General features: G+C 59.6%; 17 protein-coding genes and 4 pseudogenes. 10 read left to right on the top strand and 11 right to left on the bottom strand.

What is annotated here, in order from left to right; genetic code table 11:
- Positions 1–2: 2 nt before the first annotated feature.
- The 8 genes and pseudogenes from AC0L2B_RS15180 to AC0L2B_RS15145 form a co-directional block, all read right to left on the bottom strand.
- Positions 3–2,390, bottom strand: coding sequence for a SpoIIE family protein phosphatase (locus tag AC0L2B_RS15180; protein ID WP_473745915.1), 2,388 nt, complete (start codon positions 2,388–2,390; stop codon positions 3–5).
- Entirely contained in the window at positions 2,387–3,565 is a 1,179-nt protein-coding gene (locus AC0L2B_RS15175) for a class I SAM-dependent methyltransferase (protein ID WP_091594694.1), read from the bottom strand. Before AC0L2B_RS15175 ends, AC0L2B_RS15180 begins: the two co-directional genes overlap by 4 nt.
- Positions 3,562–4,083: a ubiquinone biosynthesis methyltransferase UbiE gene (locus AC0L2B_RS15170; RefSeq protein WP_473745913.1), complete on the bottom strand. Its 522-nt coding sequence runs from the start codon at positions 4,081–4,083 to the stop codon at positions 3,562–3,564. Before AC0L2B_RS15170 ends, AC0L2B_RS15175 begins: the two co-directional genes overlap by 4 nt.
- Before the next feature lie 129 nt (positions 4,084–4,212).
- A pseudogene (locus AC0L2B_RS15165) lies at positions 4,213–5,577 on the bottom strand (putative bifunctional diguanylate cyclase/phosphodiesterase); the annotation flags it as partial.
- Positions 5,578–5,607: 30 nt separating this feature from the next.
- On the bottom strand, positions 5,608–6,006 hold the full coding sequence (locus AC0L2B_RS15160) for a hypothetical protein (RefSeq protein ID WP_473745912.1): 399 nt from the start codon (positions 6,004–6,006) through the stop codon (positions 5,608–5,610).
- Between the two features lie 403 nt (positions 6,007–6,409).
- Positions 6,410–7,465, bottom strand: coding sequence for a lipocalin-like domain-containing protein (locus AC0L2B_RS15155; protein ID WP_473745911.1), 1,056 nt, complete (start codon positions 7,463–7,465; stop codon positions 6,410–6,412).
- Complete coding sequence (locus tag AC0L2B_RS15150) at positions 7,455–9,863, bottom strand: ABC transporter permease (RefSeq protein WP_473745910.1); 2,409 nt, start codon at positions 9,861–9,863, stop codon at positions 7,455–7,457. The genes AC0L2B_RS15155 and AC0L2B_RS15150 overlap by 11 nt, the downstream gene beginning before the upstream one ends.
- Entirely contained in the window at positions 9,863–10,519 is a 657-nt protein-coding gene (locus AC0L2B_RS15145; RefSeq protein ID WP_473745909.1) for an ABC transporter ATP-binding protein, read from the bottom strand. The genes AC0L2B_RS15150 and AC0L2B_RS15145 overlap by 1 nt, the downstream gene beginning before the upstream one ends.
- A 151-nt stretch (positions 10,520–10,670) precedes the next feature.
- Here AC0L2B_RS15145 and AC0L2B_RS15140 point away from each other — a divergent pair.
- Positions 10,671–10,871 (top strand): annotated as a pseudogene (locus AC0L2B_RS15140) (protein-L-isoaspartate(D-aspartate) O-methyltransferase); the annotation flags it as partial.
- Between the two features lie 242 nt (positions 10,872–11,113).
- Positions 11,114–12,010 carry a hypothetical protein gene (locus tag AC0L2B_RS15135; protein ID WP_473745908.1) on the top strand — a complete coding sequence of 299 codons (897 nt, stop codon included), beginning with the start codon at positions 11,114–11,116 and terminating at the stop codon, positions 12,008–12,010.
- 262 nt (positions 12,011–12,272) lie between these two features.
- On the opposite strand, the gene AC0L2B_RS15130 is transcribed toward AC0L2B_RS15135, so the two are convergent.
- Positions 12,273–12,533 (bottom strand): DUF2934 domain-containing protein, encoded by a 261-nt coding sequence (locus AC0L2B_RS15130; protein WP_473745907.1) that lies wholly within the window; start codon positions 12,531–12,533, stop codon positions 12,273–12,275.
- 103 nt (positions 12,534–12,636) lie between these two features.
- Here AC0L2B_RS15130 and AC0L2B_RS15125 point away from each other — a divergent pair, with 103 nt between their 5' ends.
- The 3 genes from AC0L2B_RS15125 to AC0L2B_RS15115 all read left to right on the top strand — a co-directional run bounded on the left by AC0L2B_RS15125 (position 12,637) and on the right by AC0L2B_RS15115 (position 14,571).
- Positions 12,637–12,990, top strand: a complete 354-nt coding sequence (locus AC0L2B_RS15125; protein WP_473745906.1) for a KTSC domain-containing protein — start codon at positions 12,637–12,639, stop codon at positions 12,988–12,990.
- A gap of 769 nt (positions 12,991–13,759) precedes the next feature.
- On the top strand, positions 13,760–14,167 hold the full coding sequence (locus AC0L2B_RS15120; protein ID WP_473745905.1) for a hypothetical protein: 408 nt from the start codon (positions 13,760–13,762) through the stop codon (positions 14,165–14,167).
- Positions 14,164–14,571: a hypothetical protein gene (locus AC0L2B_RS15115; RefSeq protein WP_473745904.1), complete on the top strand. Its 408-nt coding sequence runs from the start codon at positions 14,164–14,166 to the stop codon at positions 14,569–14,571. Before AC0L2B_RS15120 ends, AC0L2B_RS15115 begins: the two co-directional genes overlap by 4 nt.
- Positions 14,572–14,609: 38 nt before the next feature.
- Here the strand turns inward: AC0L2B_RS15115 and AC0L2B_RS15110 are convergent, their stop codons facing one another.
- Complete coding sequence (locus AC0L2B_RS15110; RefSeq protein ID WP_023801607.1) at positions 14,610–15,347, bottom strand: DUF4336 domain-containing protein; 738 nt, start codon at positions 15,345–15,347, stop codon at positions 14,610–14,612.
- A 349-nt stretch (positions 15,348–15,696) separates the two neighbouring features.
- On the opposite strand from AC0L2B_RS15110, the pseudogene AC0L2B_RS15105 reads away from it, so the two are divergent.
- The 5 genes and pseudogenes from AC0L2B_RS15105 to AC0L2B_RS15085 all read left to right on the top strand — a co-directional run.
- A pseudogene (locus tag AC0L2B_RS15105) lies at positions 15,697–16,289 on the top strand (divalent metal cation transporter); the annotation flags it as partial.
- 558 nt (positions 16,290–16,847) lie between these two features.
- The gene (locus tag AC0L2B_RS15100; RefSeq protein WP_023799002.1) at positions 16,848–17,024 is read left to right on the top strand and encodes a hypothetical protein; all 177 of its coding nucleotides are present in this window, start codon (positions 16,848–16,850) and stop codon (positions 17,022–17,024) included.
- A 520-nt stretch (positions 17,025–17,544) separates the two neighbouring features.
- Positions 17,545–17,901, top strand: a complete 357-nt coding sequence (locus AC0L2B_RS15095) for a hypothetical protein (RefSeq protein ID WP_473745903.1) — start codon at positions 17,545–17,547, stop codon at positions 17,899–17,901.
- A gap of 160 nt (positions 17,902–18,061) precedes the next feature.
- Complete coding sequence (locus AC0L2B_RS15090; protein ID WP_473745902.1) at positions 18,062–18,436, top strand: PRC-barrel domain-containing protein; 375 nt, start codon at positions 18,062–18,064, stop codon at positions 18,434–18,436.
- Between the two features lie 11 nt (positions 18,437–18,447).
- Positions 18,448–18,623: pseudogene (locus tag AC0L2B_RS15085) on the top strand (YciI family protein); the annotation flags it as partial.
- A gap of 158 nt (positions 18,624–18,781) precedes the next feature.
- On the opposite strand, the gene AC0L2B_RS15080 reads toward AC0L2B_RS15085, so the two are convergent.
- A partial coding sequence (locus AC0L2B_RS15080; RefSeq protein WP_473746028.1) for a hypothetical protein occupies positions 18,782–18,969 on the bottom strand: 188 nt, incomplete at its 5' end.

Below are 18,969 nucleotides of genomic sequence, written 5' to 3'. Positions count from 1 at the left end.
TCCTACTTGTGCCTCATGATCACGAGCGTGATGTCGTCGTGGATTTTCTGTGTTCCGATATGCGCCATCAGGTCCTCAATAATTCCAGTTTTGATCTCCTCGGCGCTCCTGCGATGATAGTGGCGCGCACTGTTAGAGAGGCGTATCAAACCGAACAATTTTCCCTCCTGATCTTCCGCCTCGGTCACACCATCCGTGTGGAGCACGATCACATCGCCGCTGTTGAACGGAATGTCGCGCGTTGCGATAAACGGCAAGATGTTGCGTTCGAGGCCGATCGGCAGACCAAGATTGGCGGTATCGATACGCTCGATCTCTCCATTTGCACGAACGACGAGAACCTCCTCATGCTGCCCTGACAGGGTCACCCTCCCATTCTCAAAGTCAAGGAAGGCCAGCGAGAGATGCTTGTCGGTGTTGGTCCGTTCGATATTTTTATAGATGGCTCTGTTCAGTCGATCGAGAAACTGACGTGGATTGTCCTCGCCAGTCTCCTGCAGTGCGCGTGCAACGGATTGAACCATCAGCATCAGCACACCGCTTTCGAGCCCGTGGCCTGTCACATCGCCGATCCCGATCTTGACCCGCGATCCCTCTTGCAAGACGTCGTAGTAGTCGCCGCCGACCTCGTCGGCCGGCCGCATATAAGCGGCGATTTCGACCCCGTGGATGGCTTCGAGTTCGCTGGCTCTCGGCAGAACCATCATCTGGATATGTTTGGCAACTGCAAGCTCTGCACCAAGGCGGAGGTTCTCATCTCGCAACTTGCTGTTGAGGGCGGAAATCTCCTGATTTGCGTCTTCAAGCTCCTTCGTTCTTTCATCGACGATTTGCTCGAGATTTTCCGTATGGAAGCTGATCTCCTCCGCCATCCGGTTGAACGCGACCCCCACCTCTCCCACTTCGTCATGCGTCGGAATGCTTACTCGAACTGAATAGTCTTGTGCCTGGAGCCGCTTTGCGGCTGCTGCAAGCGCGCTGAGTCCTGCGGTGATCCGCTTTGAGATTCCGAAGACAGCCGCAAAGACAATCAGGAGCGAAATGATGATTGCGATGATCTGGGAGACCAGGATCCGGTTGGTCGCGCTGGAAATGCTCTGTTGCGCTGCAAGCAGAGAAGCATAGATTTCCCGCTCCGGGACGACGAAGCCGAGCATCTGGTTTTCGGCTGTGATGGACCCCGTGCTGTTCCAGAGATTGACTGCCTCCAGTCGGCGAAGCGCGACGATGTGAGGTTCGGCTTCGCCATCCTCCTCCAAAATCGAAATATGCTTGATGACCGTCTTGTCGTCGGCAGGAAGTTCGAGCGCCGCAACGGCCGAATGCGTACTCTTTTTGAGCGAGCGATCGAGTCCGGTAACGCCTTGACCCGCCGCACCGCTTGCAATCTTGAGCCCGAGCGTTTTCTCGCCTTCGGGCTTGATCGCGAGCACATTGCCATTCGACATGGTGAGAAAACCGAAGCCCGTCTCCGCGACCTTCACGCTTTCGACGATTTCAGCGAGCTGATCGAGCGTTACGTCGGAAGCGACCATGCCGGCGACATCCTTGCGGTCCTTCGTCCAGAGCGGATGGAAGAAACTCACTATGAGCTTGCCGGTAATCGCATCGATATATGGGGCAGTCGCCGTGATGTCATCGCCTTTTACGGGGCGCGAATTCGGGTCCCTGATCCACCCCTGCCAGCGCTCATAGACGCCAGGAAAGAAGAAATCCCAGAAATTTGCGTTGTTGTGGCCCGGATAGAGCTTGTCGAAGGTTTGCGCCTGATCGGAGTAAGGAGTCGTGCGCATGATAGGTGCTGCCTTCGGTCCAACGTAATAGACCTGCAACTTCCTGGCGCCTGTTGCCATTTGGCTTGGGCCAAAAATGTCGAACGCCGCACTCTCCTGAATTTTGTGGAGAATTTCGGGCTTCGGTCGGCCATCGGGGGAGAGAAGATATCCCCAGATACTCAAGACCGAAGGCGACCCTTGTGGGCTCTGCATCCAGTTTCCCTTGGGGTCATGTATAAGCGGCGCATTGAAATAGGAGTCCATCGCCAGCGCGTTGCCGATTGCCTCCTTCGCCTCTGGATGGTCGATCAGTCTCTGCATGGAGCCTGCAAGTGCGGTAACCTCGGAGTGCATTTGGTCGAAGAGGAGATCGGCGCGCAGAGCAGTCGTCTCGATATAATTCTGGAGGTATTCCTGGCTCGCCTTGGTGAGGCCGCTCTCGATCTGGTACGTCGCGTCGCGGGAAAGCCGGTTGACGTTCCAAAGGGCCACGCTCCCACCGACCAGGAGGTCGAAGAGCACCGCCCCGCCTACAACGATTATGAATTTCGCGCGGAAGCTGTTAGGCCGGAAAACGGACCAGGGTTTGCGGGAAATGGCATGCGACTCGCTCACAGTGGCTTACGTCCCGATGCAACCCAGATTGGCCAGCCGGCGTATCCCTTGGGGTGGAGCGCAGCGAAAATGTGATCCTGGAAACCCTGTCGGAACCGTCTGATGAACGCCGGCGGGTCACCTCGCTTTGTCGCCATCTCGCCTGCATAGACGTTCTCCCATGCCGCGACGACATCTGCGAAGTCCTGCGGATCGCCGTCGTGGTTGGTGACCACGAAAGACTCGACTCGAATGTCTTCGAACCCCGCCTCGACCAGGTATCGACGGCTTTTGGGGCCAAGCTCGATATCCATCTGGAAGTGCGCCCAAAGCTTGGCGACTTCATTATAGGTCCACTGGATGCTATCGGCGCGCGGTTCGCCCAGACAGTGCGAGTTCTTTTCATTCGTGATGTAGACGCGTCCGCCCGGCTTGCAGATGCGAAAGAGTTCCTTGAGAATCAGTTCGGGCTTGTTGAACACCTGCAGGGAGTGTCGGCATGTGACCAAGTCAAACTGATCTTGGTCGAGCAGCATTTCTGACGCGTCGCCATAGGTATATTCAATTCCGCCGATATCGAACGCCGCAGCCACGCTTCGCGCATAAGCAAGGCTTGATCTGGAATGGTCGAGAGCGACAATCCGTGACGGCTGAAATTCTTTCTGCACGAGTACGGCGAAATCACCAATTCCGCAACAGATGTCGGCCATGATGATACCGGGTTGCATGCCGTGTCGCGGCAAGATTGTGCGCTCGTGGCGCCAAGTCATCTTCGTCTGTGTGCGGAGGATCGGAATGAACCCGCCTTCTTCGAGGAAGCTCTGCCCCGGATAGAAATCACTGTCATACTCTTGAACCGTGATGTTCGCTTCGATTCCATTCAGGCGCCCGAATTTTCTGGTCGTCCACCCGACAACGCTTGACGTTACGAGTACGAACCTGAGATCTGGTCGAGCGCGACAGGCGTCAATAATGACCCGCGAGAAAGCATGAAATGCGGTGTTGTTCATTTGCGTCAATCGTTTGACGTTTACGTACAGGGTACCGCGTACACGAGCGATTGATTCCTTCAACAGGGCAATGCTGGGCGCAAGCTCATCGATCGACTGGGGCCGCAGTATTCCCGATATCGAGAACTCCTGATCGTTTACATCGTATTGCGCTCTGAAACGCGGGAAAAGGTTGTACGCGCTCAACTTGGCATGCCCTCAAGCGGAAGATCGACGACAAGGGTGATGATATCAGCGCCGACTTGCTCGACTCGAAGGGTCGCGTTGTAGTCGATGGCGAGTTCCAAGAGAACGACTTCACGACTGGGCGCGAGGTCTCCGGACACTGAGTTGAGATAGCGCTCCATTGCCTCGGATCCCGTAATTTGAAACACCGCTTCTTCAAAGAATTGTCGTTCTTCGGGCATGCAAGGGAATGTCAGTTCGATCCTGTCCGTCTCACCCCGGCGGGACACCCTAAAGGCTATTTCACCGCCGTAATGCCGCGTACGAAAGGCGACCTCCAATAATTCGTTCAACGCAGAGGAAAAGAGGTTTGAATGCCGTACGGAGTCAGGTCTGTTATGGCTGATCATTCGCGCCGAGTAGGTCGAGAGTTGATCGCAGAGTATCCAATCAGACATAAAAGTTTTGACGTCCAAATCGATCTGGATCATTGTCTCAAAGACTGCTTCGCCATCTTCGTTATGAGAAGCAATATTCATTGGCGTTCCTCACTCGTTTCTGGCTGCATTGTAGTCGAGCGATGCGACGAACCCTTCCCGGACGGCAGTTGACCTGCCTCTGGAAATCCATATCGCTCTACCTCGCATCCCTCAGTTTCGTCCACGCCGCTATGCATGGGGCCGGACGCTGGATCGCCAGATTTCGTCCCCACTTTCGCGTATCAGTTCCTTGGGAGATCGCCTGATGAAATCGCGCGTCGCCTCGGCTCCGAGTGGCCGTCCCAGGAAGTCGCCCTGGAGGTAATCACAGTCTTCCCTGATCAGCCACTGTGCCTGTCCTGGCGTTTCAACTCCCTCCGCGGTGACGCTTATCCCCAAGCCGTGCGCCATGCCTATGATCGATCGCACGATCGTCTGACTTTTTCGATCGGTTTCTAAGTCTTTTATGAAGTATCGGTCTATCTTCAACGTATCGAACGGGAAGTTCTTAAGGTAACTCAACGAGGAGTAGTAGGTGCCGAAATCGTCTAGCGCGATCCTTATCCCGAGGACATTCAGGGTATTCAGTGTGTCAATGTTGTCGACGGTTTGCTCGAGAAGAACGGTTTCGGTAATCTCGAGCTCAAGCCGGTCGGCGCGGATTCCGACTGCGTCGACGATCTGAGCAACCGTGTCCGTGAGCGAACCGCTCAGGAACTGCGCCGGCGACAGGTTCACGGCGACCGTCAGTGAAGACGGCCATCTCGTTGCTTGGCGGCAGGCTTCTTCGATCACCCATCGTCCAATCTCGTCCATGAGACCGTCGGCTTCGGCGATCGGTATGAACACGCTCGGAGGAATGGTCCCGACTTCGGGATGCCGCCATCGCAGCAGCGCTTCGAAGCCCACGACCGACGCGGGAGCCCGAATGAGCGGTTGATATTCAAGATAAAGCTCGTTCCGGTCCAGCGCCATTCGAAGACTGCGCCTCAGGTTTTCACGCTGTTCGAGCAGGAGCTGCATCGAGCGATTGAAAATTCGCGCACAGCCGCGTCCGTCTCTTTTGGCCGCATAAAGGGCGATATCCGCGGCCTTCATCAACTGCTCGCCCTCGGTCGCGTGTCCCGGTCCGAATGCAATTCCGATGCTCGCGCCGACGAAGACGGGGATGTCGTTGATCATGAACGGCGCCTTGAATGCTTCAATTAACGCCCCCGCGAGGCGTTCCGCTTCGGCGGGCTGTCCCGTACGCGATTGAATGACGGCGAACTCGTCTCCGGCTAACCGGTATGCGAGTTCGCCGTCCTGCAGCGTGTCCCGGATCCGGCCTGCTGCCAGTTGAAGCAACGTATCGCCCGTGCCATGGCCGAGTGTGTCATTGACCGCTTTGAAACCGTCAAGGTCGATTTGCAGCAGGGCAGTGGCATTTGGCTCATCGACCACCGACAGAGCTTGTTGCAGGTTTTCGCTGAACCCCCGCCGGTTCTGCAATCCGGTTAATGCGTCGTGCGTCGCCTGATGAAGGAGCATCATACGCTCTTGCTCTTCCGGTGAGCCCCGCCCCCCCCCCACCCATTATCTGGTTTAAAATATTACAAATACAATAGCAACGCCCAAAAAGACAACGGAAACCGGCGCGTACCCCCCCCAACGCTGGAGATTTAAATTTATTTTAGTGCCGCCGCGCAGCACGCGAACAAATTTTTCGATGAGCTCAGTGTCGACGTTCGGATAAATCTCCCTCAGAGCGACGCCCGCAACTAGCGGGCGGCTGTGGATGCTTTTGAGGTTGGTTGCGTAGTGCGTCAGGCGGAAGTCCTGATCATAGAACGACACACCATCAGTCGTGTTCGCCAAAAAGTCCAGGAGACGCGCTTCGCTGATGGAGGACGGATGACTCGGTGAAAGCTCTTCCCTGTTCGCTCCGGCACCCTGTGCTTTCGGACGTAAGAGCCACTTCCAAAGGCGGTACAAAATCCGCATCTCCTCATCCCTACGGTGAAGCTAGCAAACCATAAGGCTAGTTGCAAACCTATAGGTTGCGGCGGTGCCTGCGGGCAAGTCATAGAGACGCCATTGGCGGAACCGTTGGCGGAACGCAAAGATTGTGCCCGCGGATGGGCCGGACCGAAGATCCAAAAGGCTCCCCAGCTTCGGAGAATGATGGACATTCGGAGAGCAGATTGAATGGGAAGGTTGTTTCCGCTCTCCCCAGCTTTCGGCCGCACATCCCGCAAACGCTGGGCTTCCGGGAAGCCATGAAGGGGCCGGAGAATTGTTTGGGCAATTTTGAAGGTGGTAGAGGGAAGGGCGCTGGAAACTAACCTTCTCCATTTTCGGCAATTCGCCAACCGTCGCGATCTCGCGATCGAGCAGCGTCCTCCAGTCATTCATAGCCTGTCATCTCGAGATAGCCGCGCCCGGCATGGGTGCCCTCAAATCGGATCGGGCCTTCCCAATAGGGAAAGCGTGTGTCCATCCAGGCTTCTGGGTTTAGCGTCCGGATGGTCACATCCACCCCTTTTTCCGACAATTGCACCCTCCAGCGGATCGGCACGCTACGTCCCACGACTGCCGCCGTTTCGAGCGGCGTCACCCTTAGCGCGCCGGGAGCCTGCGGCTGCGGCCTGCCGTCGGCCTTGATCCATGTGGCCGATGTAAAGCCCGCGCCTCTGTCGCGCAGGCGAAAGCCCATCATCTTTTCGCCGCTGTCGAAATGCAGCGAGAACCAGTCCCACCCGGTTTGATCCTCAGCCAGCGGCTGCGAGGACCATTCGTGGTCCAACCACGCCTGACCGGTCACCGCAATCACGCCCGCTGGAAGGGTCAGTGTACCGGTCACGTGGTAGAATGGTTGCGAGTAGTAATAGCTCGCCTGCCCCCTCTCGGATTTCACCGAGTAGCCCTGCACTCCCTGCGGCACCAGAGGGCCTTTGGCGTCCAGTGCCAGTTCGTAGGAAAACGCCTGTCCCGCCGCGTGCAGATCGAGCGCCGACAGCGCATCCGCTTCTGGCAGGGCCCGGCCTGCCATCTGCCAGTTGTCAATCCAGGCCGCAAAGGGTGCAGCCGTAACCCCCGCTTGGCCGATGCCGCCCCGTGCCATCCGTTCGGCCACGAATTGGTGCGTTTGCGTCGTCAGCCCCGCATGGCCCATCCAAAGCTGCGGACTGGACCAGCCTGACCGCTCCACCGGGGCCAGGGCGGATCGGAAAAGAGTCCATTGCACGCCATAGTCCGCTCCATCCGCAGCTTGCAGGTTGGCCGTCAAATACCACCATTCGATCCGGTAACCGGGGTGCGGGCCGTGGTCTGCCGGAAAGTTGAATGCAGTCCCCGGCTGCGGCACTGAAAACCCGTCAGCCTCTGTGCCAAGCCCAGCAAAACCTTGGCCAAAGGCAGGTGCGGCCAAGCACATATAGATCAGCAATGCTCTAACGCTCATGTGCAAATACCTTCAGCAAATCCGATGGCGAAAGACGCGCCAGCCGCCAGGCAGGCACGGCGGCTGCAAGTCCGGCCGCCAGCAGCGCGAGCGCCGCCAGCCGCGCCCAGTCACCGGGAAAAAGGTGCATCGGCAGACGCCAGCCAAAAGCCTCCACATTCACCACCGCCAGCAGAACAAAGGCGAGCCCGATACCTACAGGCAGAGCGGCCAGCATGGTCAAGGCTGCCAACAACAAGCCGCGCCAAAGCTCCAGCCATACGAGGTGGCGGCGGGGCAGACCCATGGCCCAGACCGGCGCCAGTTGCGGTAGGCGCATCCCCGACAGGGTCATGAGGCTCGCAAACATCGCCAGCCCCGCGACTCCCAGCGTCAGCACATTCAGCGCGGCTGTCACTCTGAATGTGCGCTCAAACACTTTGAGCGAAAAGACCTTGATCCCGGCCTGGTCAATCACGTTCTGCGCGGGCAGCCCGAATTCCGCCCGCAAACCCGCAGCCAGTGCTTCGACCTTGCCGGGGGCAATCCGAATGGCATAGCGCAGGCGGGAGACGTCAGGATAGTGCTGGAGCAGTGTGTCGATCCCGATGATCACTTGGCCGATCGGGTTGCCATAGTCGGCATAGACGCCGACGATGCTGGCCCGCCAGCCACCAGGCAGCGTGATCTGATCCCCCAAGCCCAACTCCTGGCGCCGCGCCAGTTGTTCGTTGATCAGGGCGCCGTCGCCTGTGGCGATCCGGTCCCACACCTCCGGCACTGCAGAGAGGATCGGCCAGTTGTCGCGATAGGTGGCATGATCGGCCACGCCGTATATTGCCGCGGGCTGGCCTGCGACCCGGCCCTCAATGCTCCAGATCGGCAGGACCGCGTCGCTGCGCTGGGCCAGCCAGTCGCGTATCGCCGTGGCCTCTGCTTCGGTGCGGGCGCTCACGTAAAGCTCTGAGGCGAGACGCTGATCGAGCCAGCCGGTGAAGGTCAGCCGAAAGCTCGACACCATCGTGCTGACGCCCACATTGACGGCCAGCGCAAGCAGCAGTGCCATTAGCGCCAATGACAGGCCGGGAAGCTGTTGACGCGTGTCGGCCCAAAACCATTCGGCCAATGGTCCACGCGCCAAGCGGCCGCCAAGGTGCAATATCCCCGTCAGCACGAGCGGCAGCGCCAGTGCCGCCCCCAACAGCAGTGCCGCCAGAAGCGCAAAGCCCGCCTCGAGGCCGGATCCGAAGTGTGCAATTCCCGCCGCCGTCAGCAGGAGCACCATCGCAGCCACGCCTTGCGCGCGCAGTGCCCGCTCCGAAGCCCGCGCCCAGGCCCGAGGCTGGGCCGGTGCAAGTAGTGGCAGGTGCCATAGCCGCCAGAGGCTTTGTGCGGCCGCCACCAGCGTGCCGATTACCGCGATGGCCAGCCCCGCTGCCCACACTGCGGGGCGGATCAACAGCGTTCCCGGCACATCGGCCCCGTAAAGCCCGCGCAGGGTGGCGGCGACGTCGGGCAAAAGGGCCGAGGCGACTACATAGCCAAGTGCCACGCCTACCAGCCCCGCGAGGAGGGCGAAGGTCAGCAGCTCGGCGATCAGCAAAAGGACCAGCACGCGGGCCGGCAAGCCCAGTGCGCGCAGCGTGCGAAACACCGGGCGGCGCTGTTCAAAAGCCAGACCGATGGCGGAATGCACGATGAAGAGCCCCACCGCAAAGGCAAGAAAACCGAAAGCCGTCAGGTTCAGGTGAAAACTGTCGGTCAGCCTGGCAAGATCCCCCGTTTCGCTCGGCTCGCGCAGGGTCAGGCCGGGGGCTGTCACCTTTAGAGGGGCACGGCCAATCGGTTGGTCCGGCCAGAGCAAAAGACGAGAGATCTTGTCCTTTGCCCCAAGCAGGACCTGCGCCTGCCCGATGTCGGTGAGGACTGTGCCAGGCGGCAAACCCTCGGCCACGCGCACGGGAGGTGTCGCTTGTTCGGTTAGTCGTGCCGCGGTTTCCGGGGCCGCATAGAGCACACCGGGCGCCGTGATGAACGGCAATAGATCATCACCCACCGCAATATCCACCTGCTGCGCCTGCGGCGGCAAAGTCAGTGGGTCAATGCCAAGGACGCGCAAACGCACATCCCCAAACCGCATTTCACCTTCAATCACCGGCGAAGCCAGCCAGCCTGCTCGCCGCAGTCTCACAAACTCCTGTTGATCCATCCGGGCCCCGTCCTCACGCACTAGTTGCGCGAGCCGGTCCTGCCCAAGGATCGCCGCTGCACGGTCATAGCTCGCCCGCGCCTCACCGTTGATCGCCTGAACCGCTGACCACAGCGCCGTTGCCAGCGATAGCCCCAAAAGCAGCATCGCCAATTGGACAGGCCGCCTGCGCCAGTGAGACAAGAGCGCTGTCAGCCCGGTCCACACCATCACACCAGCCGGCCCGCGTGCAGGTGAACGCGGGCGTTCAGCCGGTTTGCCAGACGGTTGGAATGGGTGACCATTAACAGGGCGGCACCCGTTTCAGCCACCAGCGACAGCATAAGATCGAGTATAGCGTCCCCTGTTGCCTCATCCAGATTGCCCGTGGGCTCATCAGCCAGAACCAGCCGGGGCCGGGCGGCCAAGGTCCGGCCGATCGCCACCCGCTGTTGCTGGCCGGCCGACAGTTGTTCAGGGTAGCGCGTGAGGACTTGGGCGAGGCCCAGCCGTTTGGCAAGGACTTTCAACCACGCCGGATCAGGACTGCCGGCAAGTCGAGCCTGAAAGGCAAGGTTGGCTGCCACATCAAGCGAAGGGATCAGGTTGAACTGCTGGAACACAAGTCCGACTGTTCCCCGCCGCAGGGCGGCAAGGGCCGTATCGTTCAGCCCCACAATATTGATACCGCCAAGGTGGATTTCTCCCGCATCAGGGCTGTCGAGCCCTGCAACGAGGTGCAAAAGCGTGCTCTTGCCGCTGCCCGACTCGCCGGTCAGCGCAAGGCTCTTGCCCGCCTCCAGCGAAAGATCGATCCCGTGCAGAACATGCAACGGCCCCTCGCCAGTGGAGTAGAATTTATCGATCTGGTGCAGCCTCAGCAGCATGTTACTATCTTACTCCCCGGAGGTCCGCGTGCATCTGACACGGCGGGTGGATCGAGTGAGTGGTCGAACCACGGTGTCGGTCGTTACTGTGACAGACGAACAAGGCATAAAGCTATCTGGCAGCAGACTGGTTGAGGAAAGCCCCACCGTCATGAAGCCGATGAAAGAAGAGCACCTCGCGGTTCTACGCAGGCACATGGTCGAGGTGATTGCAATCCATACCGACCTTACAAGCGAAGAACTCGGCAAGGCGACGCTCGATGAGCGGGTAAGGGCGGCGATGAGGCGGATGCCGCGGCATCTCTTCGTGCCAGCATCGGTTGCTCCATATGCCTACCAGGGCATGCCGCTGCTCCGTTATGCCGGCGAAGGGAGTGGGGATTCGAGCTAACGCCGAGTTGCAACCCGTAGGGACGCCTGCGAACCGTAGGGACGCCTGCGAAGATCGAGCGGCTAGCAGCTGCTACATTGGCGGTTTAGCGGTCCGCCTGGCGACCTTCAGTCGCGAAGGGCAGTTGCGTTCTGGTTCGCGTGTGAACCATTAGGGCCGGCGGGACGTTTTTCCGCGAATCCAACACCATTGACGGCACGACCGTGGAGGAATCCAAGCATCAGCCTGCGCTGCAGAAACAAGACACCCCCGGTGCCTTGGCGAACTTTCCTTACGACCGGATGACGGTCGAACGATTTCGGGAGGAATTTCCGCGAGCGAGATGGAGCGACGAGCGCAGGAGCTGGTTTGTACCAGGCAAGACGGCAGCCCGCCGGATCGACCGCTGGCTGGCGCGTGAGGCCGAATTGCTGGCGATCCACGCCGACAGCAAGGGACGCGACGCCTTCGCTTTTGACCCGATCTCCAGTCGCTATCTCGAGATTGCCGACGACCTGCGCATTCGAACACCCTATTCCAAGACCGTCCTTCGGGAACTACACGAAATTCCCTGGGCAAGTTGGGACGATGACCTCCGCGCGTGGCGCGTGCCGTTTCGGTCCTATGAGGAACTGCGGCGCCGATGGCCGACAATCGAAGAGGCTGCCAAACTTAGCGAACCCGAGGGAAGGAAGCGACGACGAGAGGCGGAGAAGGACTCGGAGGCTCAACGAGCCACACGGTTGCGATATGCGGAACGCCGCCGCCAACGTTATCCGTTGTCGGCTGAAGACTTGCCTCCGATGGGCCGCCCCGTCGCAACAGAGCAGTACGGCGTCGTCGTCTTTACCGATGTGTCAGGCGAAGTCGCCGAGCCGCCAGTATTGGCCGCCTTCTATCCGCATGCGACGCGGACGGACATCGATTACGTGTGGGGAACGTGGTGCTCGGCGACGCTGACGGAACTCATCAGGACATGGCCGGCTCGTCGTGAGGCCGGACCGATGGAGCACGCCCGGGGCTGGTGGCGGCCGACGCTTGGCGAACTTAGAATTGCTCGCCGAAACGCACACATCATCGAGCGTCGAAGGCGAAACCGCCGTCTCAGTCCAATGTCGTGAAACTCAGACCGCGACCCGACCGGCCCGCTCTCTCCGCCAGGGGCGCGGGCTTTCATTTGTTTGGCCGATGCGGCGGTCCGCTGGCGGGGGGCCGAGGTTGAAAATCTGTGGTGATGTGTCGAGTACAGCGATGGGCTGCCTGAGAAAGCCGGCGGTTACCTTTCGGATGCCCTGAGGCTCCGCGCCGCCTCATCGAGTGCCAGCGGATCGTCACCGAGGCGGTCGATGAGCTCTTGAGCTTGGTCGCCGGTGATGCCTGTTCTCATCGCCAGTGCTTCCGCCGCCTCAACATCCGATTGACCAGCAGCGCGCTTGCCTTTTTCTCTCGGCTTTGGGTCTGCGCGGGAGGTGGTACATCGGCACCAGATATTGCCGGTGGCCGAGCACCGAGCAAGCGATCTTCGGTCTCGATCTCCAAGATCGCCTGATTCCAATGGCGCTCATGCAAGCCGTGCGTATGGCCTTCTCGTTCCCATATCTCATAAGCGCGGCGCCTAATGCGTTCGTGTTTCTCGTCTGACATGTTCGTTCCTCCCGTTGCGTTTCTCCAACGCGTGGGGCTACGGAACGATCCGACCCTGCACGCCGATTTCGGACAAAAGAGGGACCGAAAGACTGGCTTCCGGATGACCGTGCCTGCCGCGTTTTGCGACGCCGCGATGCGTGAGGTGGCCTGGAGAAAATCCTCGTGCGCTGCTCGGGAGCGATACCACGAGGGAACGCGACCGCCGCTCCGCTCGTTGATTACTTTTGATCGAGCGGCCGTCATGCCATCCACCTCAATACGCAAAACGGAATACGATCCGGAGAGCCGAATCCTTTCAGTGTGGTTCGTCGCCAGCGGAAAACGATATGAGTTTGAGGGCGTGCCGCCGGAGACCTTTGCCGCATTCAAAGCGGCCTTCGCAAAGGGCCGCTACTTCAACGAGCACATCCGCAATCACTTCCGCTACCGTCTGGTTGGACCCGCGGTCGACTGAGCAGCATCAGCGGACGATCTCTCTTTTGGCAGGGATGCGGCTCATTCGTCGCGGCCGTCCGGCCAGCCTTTGCGAGGGGCAAGGTCGGACATCGGAACGAAAGGCGGATTCGCGAATTTCTATTGCTAGATAATCGGAATCGTCGCCCATTAGGCTCGCGGCTCTCCACCTTGAAACTGCGAGATACGGCGATGTATATCGCGCCGAAAGGCTCGCGCGGCTGAGGCAGCAAATGATCCGGCACATCAATCGCACTGACGCCTCGGCTCAAAAAGTCGAGCAAGCGCTGGCTAGTTTGGCCGAAGCAAACGCACCCATGCACCGGCTCGCGCGGCATCAGTAGGGCCGCGCTCATGCGCGCCCCGCATCGGCACGATGTGCGGCGGTCGCTGCATGTGGCGTCCTCTCCGCATCCGTTTCGCGATGCCTGTCCTTTACCCCCCAAGGGGGCGCGGGCTTCATTCGTCCATGGTGGCTAAGACCAGAACGGCCCGAGGACGAACACGGCCATTAGCGCAACAAAAAGCAAAGCGGCGATCACGGCGCCCCACATGAGGACCCTTCCGGTGCCGCGTTTCTCTTCCTCGCGAGATAAGTCTCTCAACATCGCGCGAATCCTTTTGTGAAGTTCGATGACTTAGCAACGTGTTCTTGTCGACGCCGGTTCCCTCACGCGATCCCTCTACCAACGCGCGGCAAAGGTCCGGCTCGCCGCCACAACCTTGCTTGATTTCGATGGCCTCTCGCTCGGACTTGGCTCGGCACTCAAATGCCAAGCGCGACGGATGAGCAATTCGGGAAAAAGTTCACCACGAGCGTGCAGAAGCTCGGACCGGAGACATGCCCGGTCCGCCGTGTGCCTGCCGGCGAGATCGAGGCTGCGGTCATCGACCAGCTTCGGGCGCTGCTTCGAACACCCGAGATGATCGTAAAGACCTGGATGGCCACGCGAAAGGACGATTCCGACATCACTGAAACCGAGGTCCGTGAAGCCCTCATTCAGTTGGATCCACTCTGGGATGAGCTCTTCCCGGCCGAGCAGGCCCGCATCGTCCAGCTTCTGGTCGAGCGGGTGGATGTCGCCGTCGAGGGCATTTCCATCCGGCTTCGGACGGAAGGCATGGCCAGCCTCGCGACGGAGCTGCGACAGCAGCCGGAGCACAGGAGGACCGCATGATGCCGTCGGGGGCCAAATATGCCGAACTCAGCCCTGACGGCAAATCGCTCACCGTCCATCTGCCGCTGACCCTGCGCAAGCGTAGTGGCCGCAAGATCATCATCTCGCCCGCCGGCGCACAGCAATGGACCCCAGCACGGCCACCCATAGACAACACTCTGATCCGGGCGCTGGCGCGGGCGTTCCGGTGGAAACACATGCTGGAAACAGGCGAGTTCGCCACAGTGATCGAACTTGCCGCGGCCGAAAGGCTTGACCGCTCCTTCGTATCCCATGTGCTCCAGTTGACGCTGCTCGCGCCCGATCTGGTCGAAGCCATACTCGACGGACGGCAGCCCGTGGGGTTCAGCTCCAGGCGCTCGTCAGGGGTTTGCCCGTCGAATGGGAACGGCAACGGGAGTTGATGGCTAGTTCCTGCTGACAATCTTCTCTGCGGCCGCCCTCAGAGAAGCCAGGCCAGCGACTGGTGAAGTAATGTCGTCCCATCCTTGTGGAACCACCGGCCATGGCTGAAGATCACGCGCTTTGGCTGGAAAGCCACGAGGCGCTCCGCGGCCGCCTTCGCCTGCTCATGCTTCCGTTTGATGATCATCCGCAGGTAAATGGGGGCCTTCCCCCCAGGTGCCGTGACGCCTAAGAGGCGCGCCGCCGGCCTGATGATGAATGGCAGCTTTTCCGGCTCGAGATTCAGAACTAGATCCGTAAGCACCATAGTTCGGCTGTTCTTGTGATAGAATGCGACTTCGGTGAACCTACCGGCTCCTGGAACGACAACCTGATCGAGATCTTTCGACCAGGCGTCCGGCGCCGCAGCGGCCAGATCGTGATCGATCCTGACGCCGGCCCGGCGGACCTTTGCCCGATGGCGCAAGCCCGGAACGGCCCATGTCGGCGCTCCCTGCACATGGTCCTGCCACTCCTTGACGAAGGTCCAGTGTGCACTGTTTGGCGCAACCAGATGCAGTATCGGGCCAATCTGCTCGAGTTGCTCTCTCAGCTCAAAAGCGAACCGTGTTGGTGAATGCAGCAGGAGACCGCCATTCCCGAGCTGGATAACCGTCATGCGCACCGGGACTGGAATGCCCATCACGCTCAGCGGTCCGCTGTCGACGATCCAGACCCCCGGAGCGACAGGCTTGGCGACATCAAGAGGAGGGTAGGTGGCGTCTTCGGGCTTTATGGTTGTGCTCCAATTTAGCTTGGAGCTGGCGCAACACGCTTCGAGAGGATCTGTTCCGGGGAAATGCGTGACGGCCTAGTTCGTCTGCTGGCCAAAGCAAATCATTATGTTGCAACGGACCAACGGCAGCTTTGCGCTCAAAATCGGACATTGAGATCAGCGTTGCCCCTTCCTGAAAGCCGACATCCCAAGAAGGGTCGTGGTTGCGCCACTACCGGTCATTCGCAGCGCGCCTCGTTAGCTGACCTTCAGCCACCGGCCGGAGTCGACCCCTTTTGCGGACACTGGTTGTCATCCGGATAGGAGAACACAGGATAAAGGTTCATGATGCTAACATCCCGATTATTAGCCCGCCCAAGGCCCGGCTGCTCTTGAACGTATAAGCTTCGACACGATGGCCGGGATGGCAACCTCCAACATCGTCGGCTTGGCGATTATTCTGACCGCGGCGTCCACGCTGCACCCGGGCGGCATCACCGAGATAGAGACCTCGGCACAGGCGGCGGAAGCGCTGCGCCCTCTTGCCGGCCCCTTGCTTCGACGCTTTTCGCCCTGGGCATCGTCGGCACGGGCCTCCTTGCAGTGCCTGTTCTGGCCGGCTCGGCACAGCTTACGCGATCGGCGAAGCGCTACGCTGGCCCACCGGGCTGACGCGAAAAGCCCATGAAAGCAAAAGCCTTCAACGGAACAATCATGCTCGCGACCGTGATCGGGGCGGTGCTCAACTTCACGCCGATAAATCCGATAAAGGCGCTTGTCTGGACGGCGGTGATAAACGGCATCGTCGCCGTTCCGGTCATGGGGATCATGATGTATTTCGCCACACGCCGGGATGTGCTCGGGCAGTTCGTCGTCACCGGGGTGCTCAAATCGCTTGGATGGCTGACCACCGTCGTGATGGCTGTGGCTGTTGTAACGATGGGGGTGGCCGCCTTCGCCTGACGTGCCGGGCGTAGGAGGGGCCCGATTCCCTGGCAAATCAAATTCGGTCAATCTTCGCGGCCTGCCTGCATGTCCTTCACAGTATTTGGCGATCGGGCAAGCCGTTTCGTTGGTCAGCGTTAGCCATTCCGGCATGATGCCCGATCCAACCGCTAGACTACGCCGTCAGGCGTGAGGGATGCCTGCGGGGCAAAGATGCAGCCGATTGCGCAGCGAGCCGATGGGAAGGCGTCTACCGGCTGTGGAATTCAAATGCCGATTACGCGGGTCGATCCCACGCTGCGGAAACCGGGTTGGACATCACCGCGTCCATCTTGCCCACCTGGACCGGGGCCTGACCTTGGCGGCATGGCGGAGTTGCTCCCAATTGATCGCATTTTCGACTATCCGGCCATCTTGGCATTCCGTCGAACGCGTTCATCGACGCACCCATTTTCCTTCGTTCACGCGTGAGATGTGCGATCGATTTCATTTCGGAGCCGGCCATGCTTATTTTCCTTGGCTACTGGAACTTTCAGTGAGAGCGCATGTTGGTTTCCCAGCTATGGGAGAGAAACCATGAACAAGGATGAAGTGAAGCGCTCTGCGAAAAGCGGCGAAGTGAAGGCAAAGCCTGGCAAACCGGCTGGTGACAAGAAAATGAGTGCCGGCGGAACTGCCGGCAAGCTTGACGAAAGCACCAAGAAGGGCCTTGGGAAGACCGAGGACAAGATCAAGGATCGTCTCAAGGGTTGATCAGACGTCAGGGCCGCAACCGTATCGCGGCCCTGCTGCCTAGACCCTTACATTCGGATCGTTGACGGTCACCGACCGCAGCACCTACACAGCCTGTTCTCACCCGCATCAGTGACTTCAGGCTTGTCGGTCATTTGCCGCTTGCCAAGTTCACGGAACTCGCGACCTTGTTCGGCGGCGATGCCGGTTTCCCGCACCAAGCCTTGGATATGCATTGAGGTCGGACTTAGAGCGCTAAACAACTCTGCCGGTTGGGACGTCAACGGCCGATTCTGCACAACCGATCTGTCTGAAACTGCCGTTTAGAACTTCACCTGGCGGCATCGATTTCGCGACCTCTTCCGGTCGCGACGTGCAACTCTACCAACCTCCGGCGACAGTGAAAATCGTCTCCTGTGCGGCTACTGAAGAGTCGATTCTTGAAAACGGAACATCCCTACATTGTCGCAGTTTACATTAGTGTAATGTAAACAAGAGAACCGGGCCATGGGGCCGAACCCTGCTGGTTTTCTCGGCGCTAATGCTCTCCTTCGCTCAGGCGGGGGCGCAGGAAAGGCAGCAGTTCGGCATCGAAAGGTTTGGGTTTGTTTTCGACGTGCCGCCCGAGTTCGAACTGTTGCATCGTTCAAAGGACGGCGATGGCGCGGCCTTCCAATCCCCCGACGGAGCCCTCCTCGCCGTCTGGGGCACCGACGTCGCCGAAAGCGACTTCCTGCCTCAGGTCAAGAAACAGATCAGTCAGGACGAAAAAGAAGGCTGGAAATTCATCTATCGGCGGCTGACGCGTGAATGGGCAAGTTACTCGGGGATCAAAGACGACCAGATCCGATATGTCAGAGGCATAACGGTTGCGGCGATCGCGCCGCCATGTTTCTGATGGACTACAGCATGGAGTCAAAAGTTGCCTACGATCCGGTCGTCACCCGGATGGTTCGCTCGCTCAAGCCAGAAGATTGCTAACGGCTGGTCCGCACAATCCTTGGAACTTCGAGGGCATGGACCCGTTTTTGCTCCATACCGACGGGAAGGAGCAAATCATGACAAACCAGGACCCCGACATTCGTGAGACCCACGATCTTATCGCCAGCGACATGGTCGTCGGCACCAACGTCTATGACATCCAGGGAAATCACATCGGGCAGGTCGAAAGGCTGATCCTCGAGAAGAGGGGCGGCAGGGTATCCTATGCCGTTCTCAGCTTTGGTGGTTTTCTTGGAATTGGCGACGACTACTATCCGCTGCCGTGGCAGAAGCTCGACTATGACGAGAGCCTTGCAGGCTTCCGCATTGACATCACGAAGGAGCAAGTTGAAGGCGCTCCGCGCTATGCTCGCGACCGGGATTTCGACTGGAATGCCGAGAGTGGCCGCCGCGTTTACGACTACTACGGCGTCAGACCGTATTGGGTGTAGCGAAGCCTCCATTGCGCGTTCGTGCCGGCAAGGCGAGTTGGACCGACGGGCCCTTCGCAGAGACCAAGGAGCATCTGGGTGGCTTCCTGCTCATCGAGCGAAGAACCTTGCGGAGGCGATGGAGATCGCGGAGCGGGACTCGCTCGCTCGGATGGGGGCGATCGTGGTGCGCGAGACCGCCCGTTTTTTAGCTTCGAAATGCCCCGGCTACTTCCACCAGCCGCAAACGTCCGCTTCCGTGACGCCAATAGGCGGCCGGAATGGCCGATTAGGGTCATGCGCGCTGGTTGGGCCCGAATGTCCGGTTTCTGAAAGTACAATCGGTCCCGGAAGGTCCGGTCAGGGTCAGGTCACGACGCCCACACCAACCTGAATGTCCGATCTTGAATATTCGCAGCCCAAAGCTGCCAGTCGGCTGTCGTGAAGAGTTTCGGGCGCCGGCAGGCGTACGAAAGTCCCGAGGAAGGAACCCGCGGGCCACAGGCGATGGCTATGGGGATTTCGGATTTCGGCAGATGTCGGCGATGGCGCGA

It is taken from the genome of Mesorhizobium sp. WSM4815 (assembly GCF_055811575.1).
The sequence above is the reverse complement of the archived record's forward strand: the minus strand, read 5'-3'. Positions and strand labels throughout refer to the sequence as shown.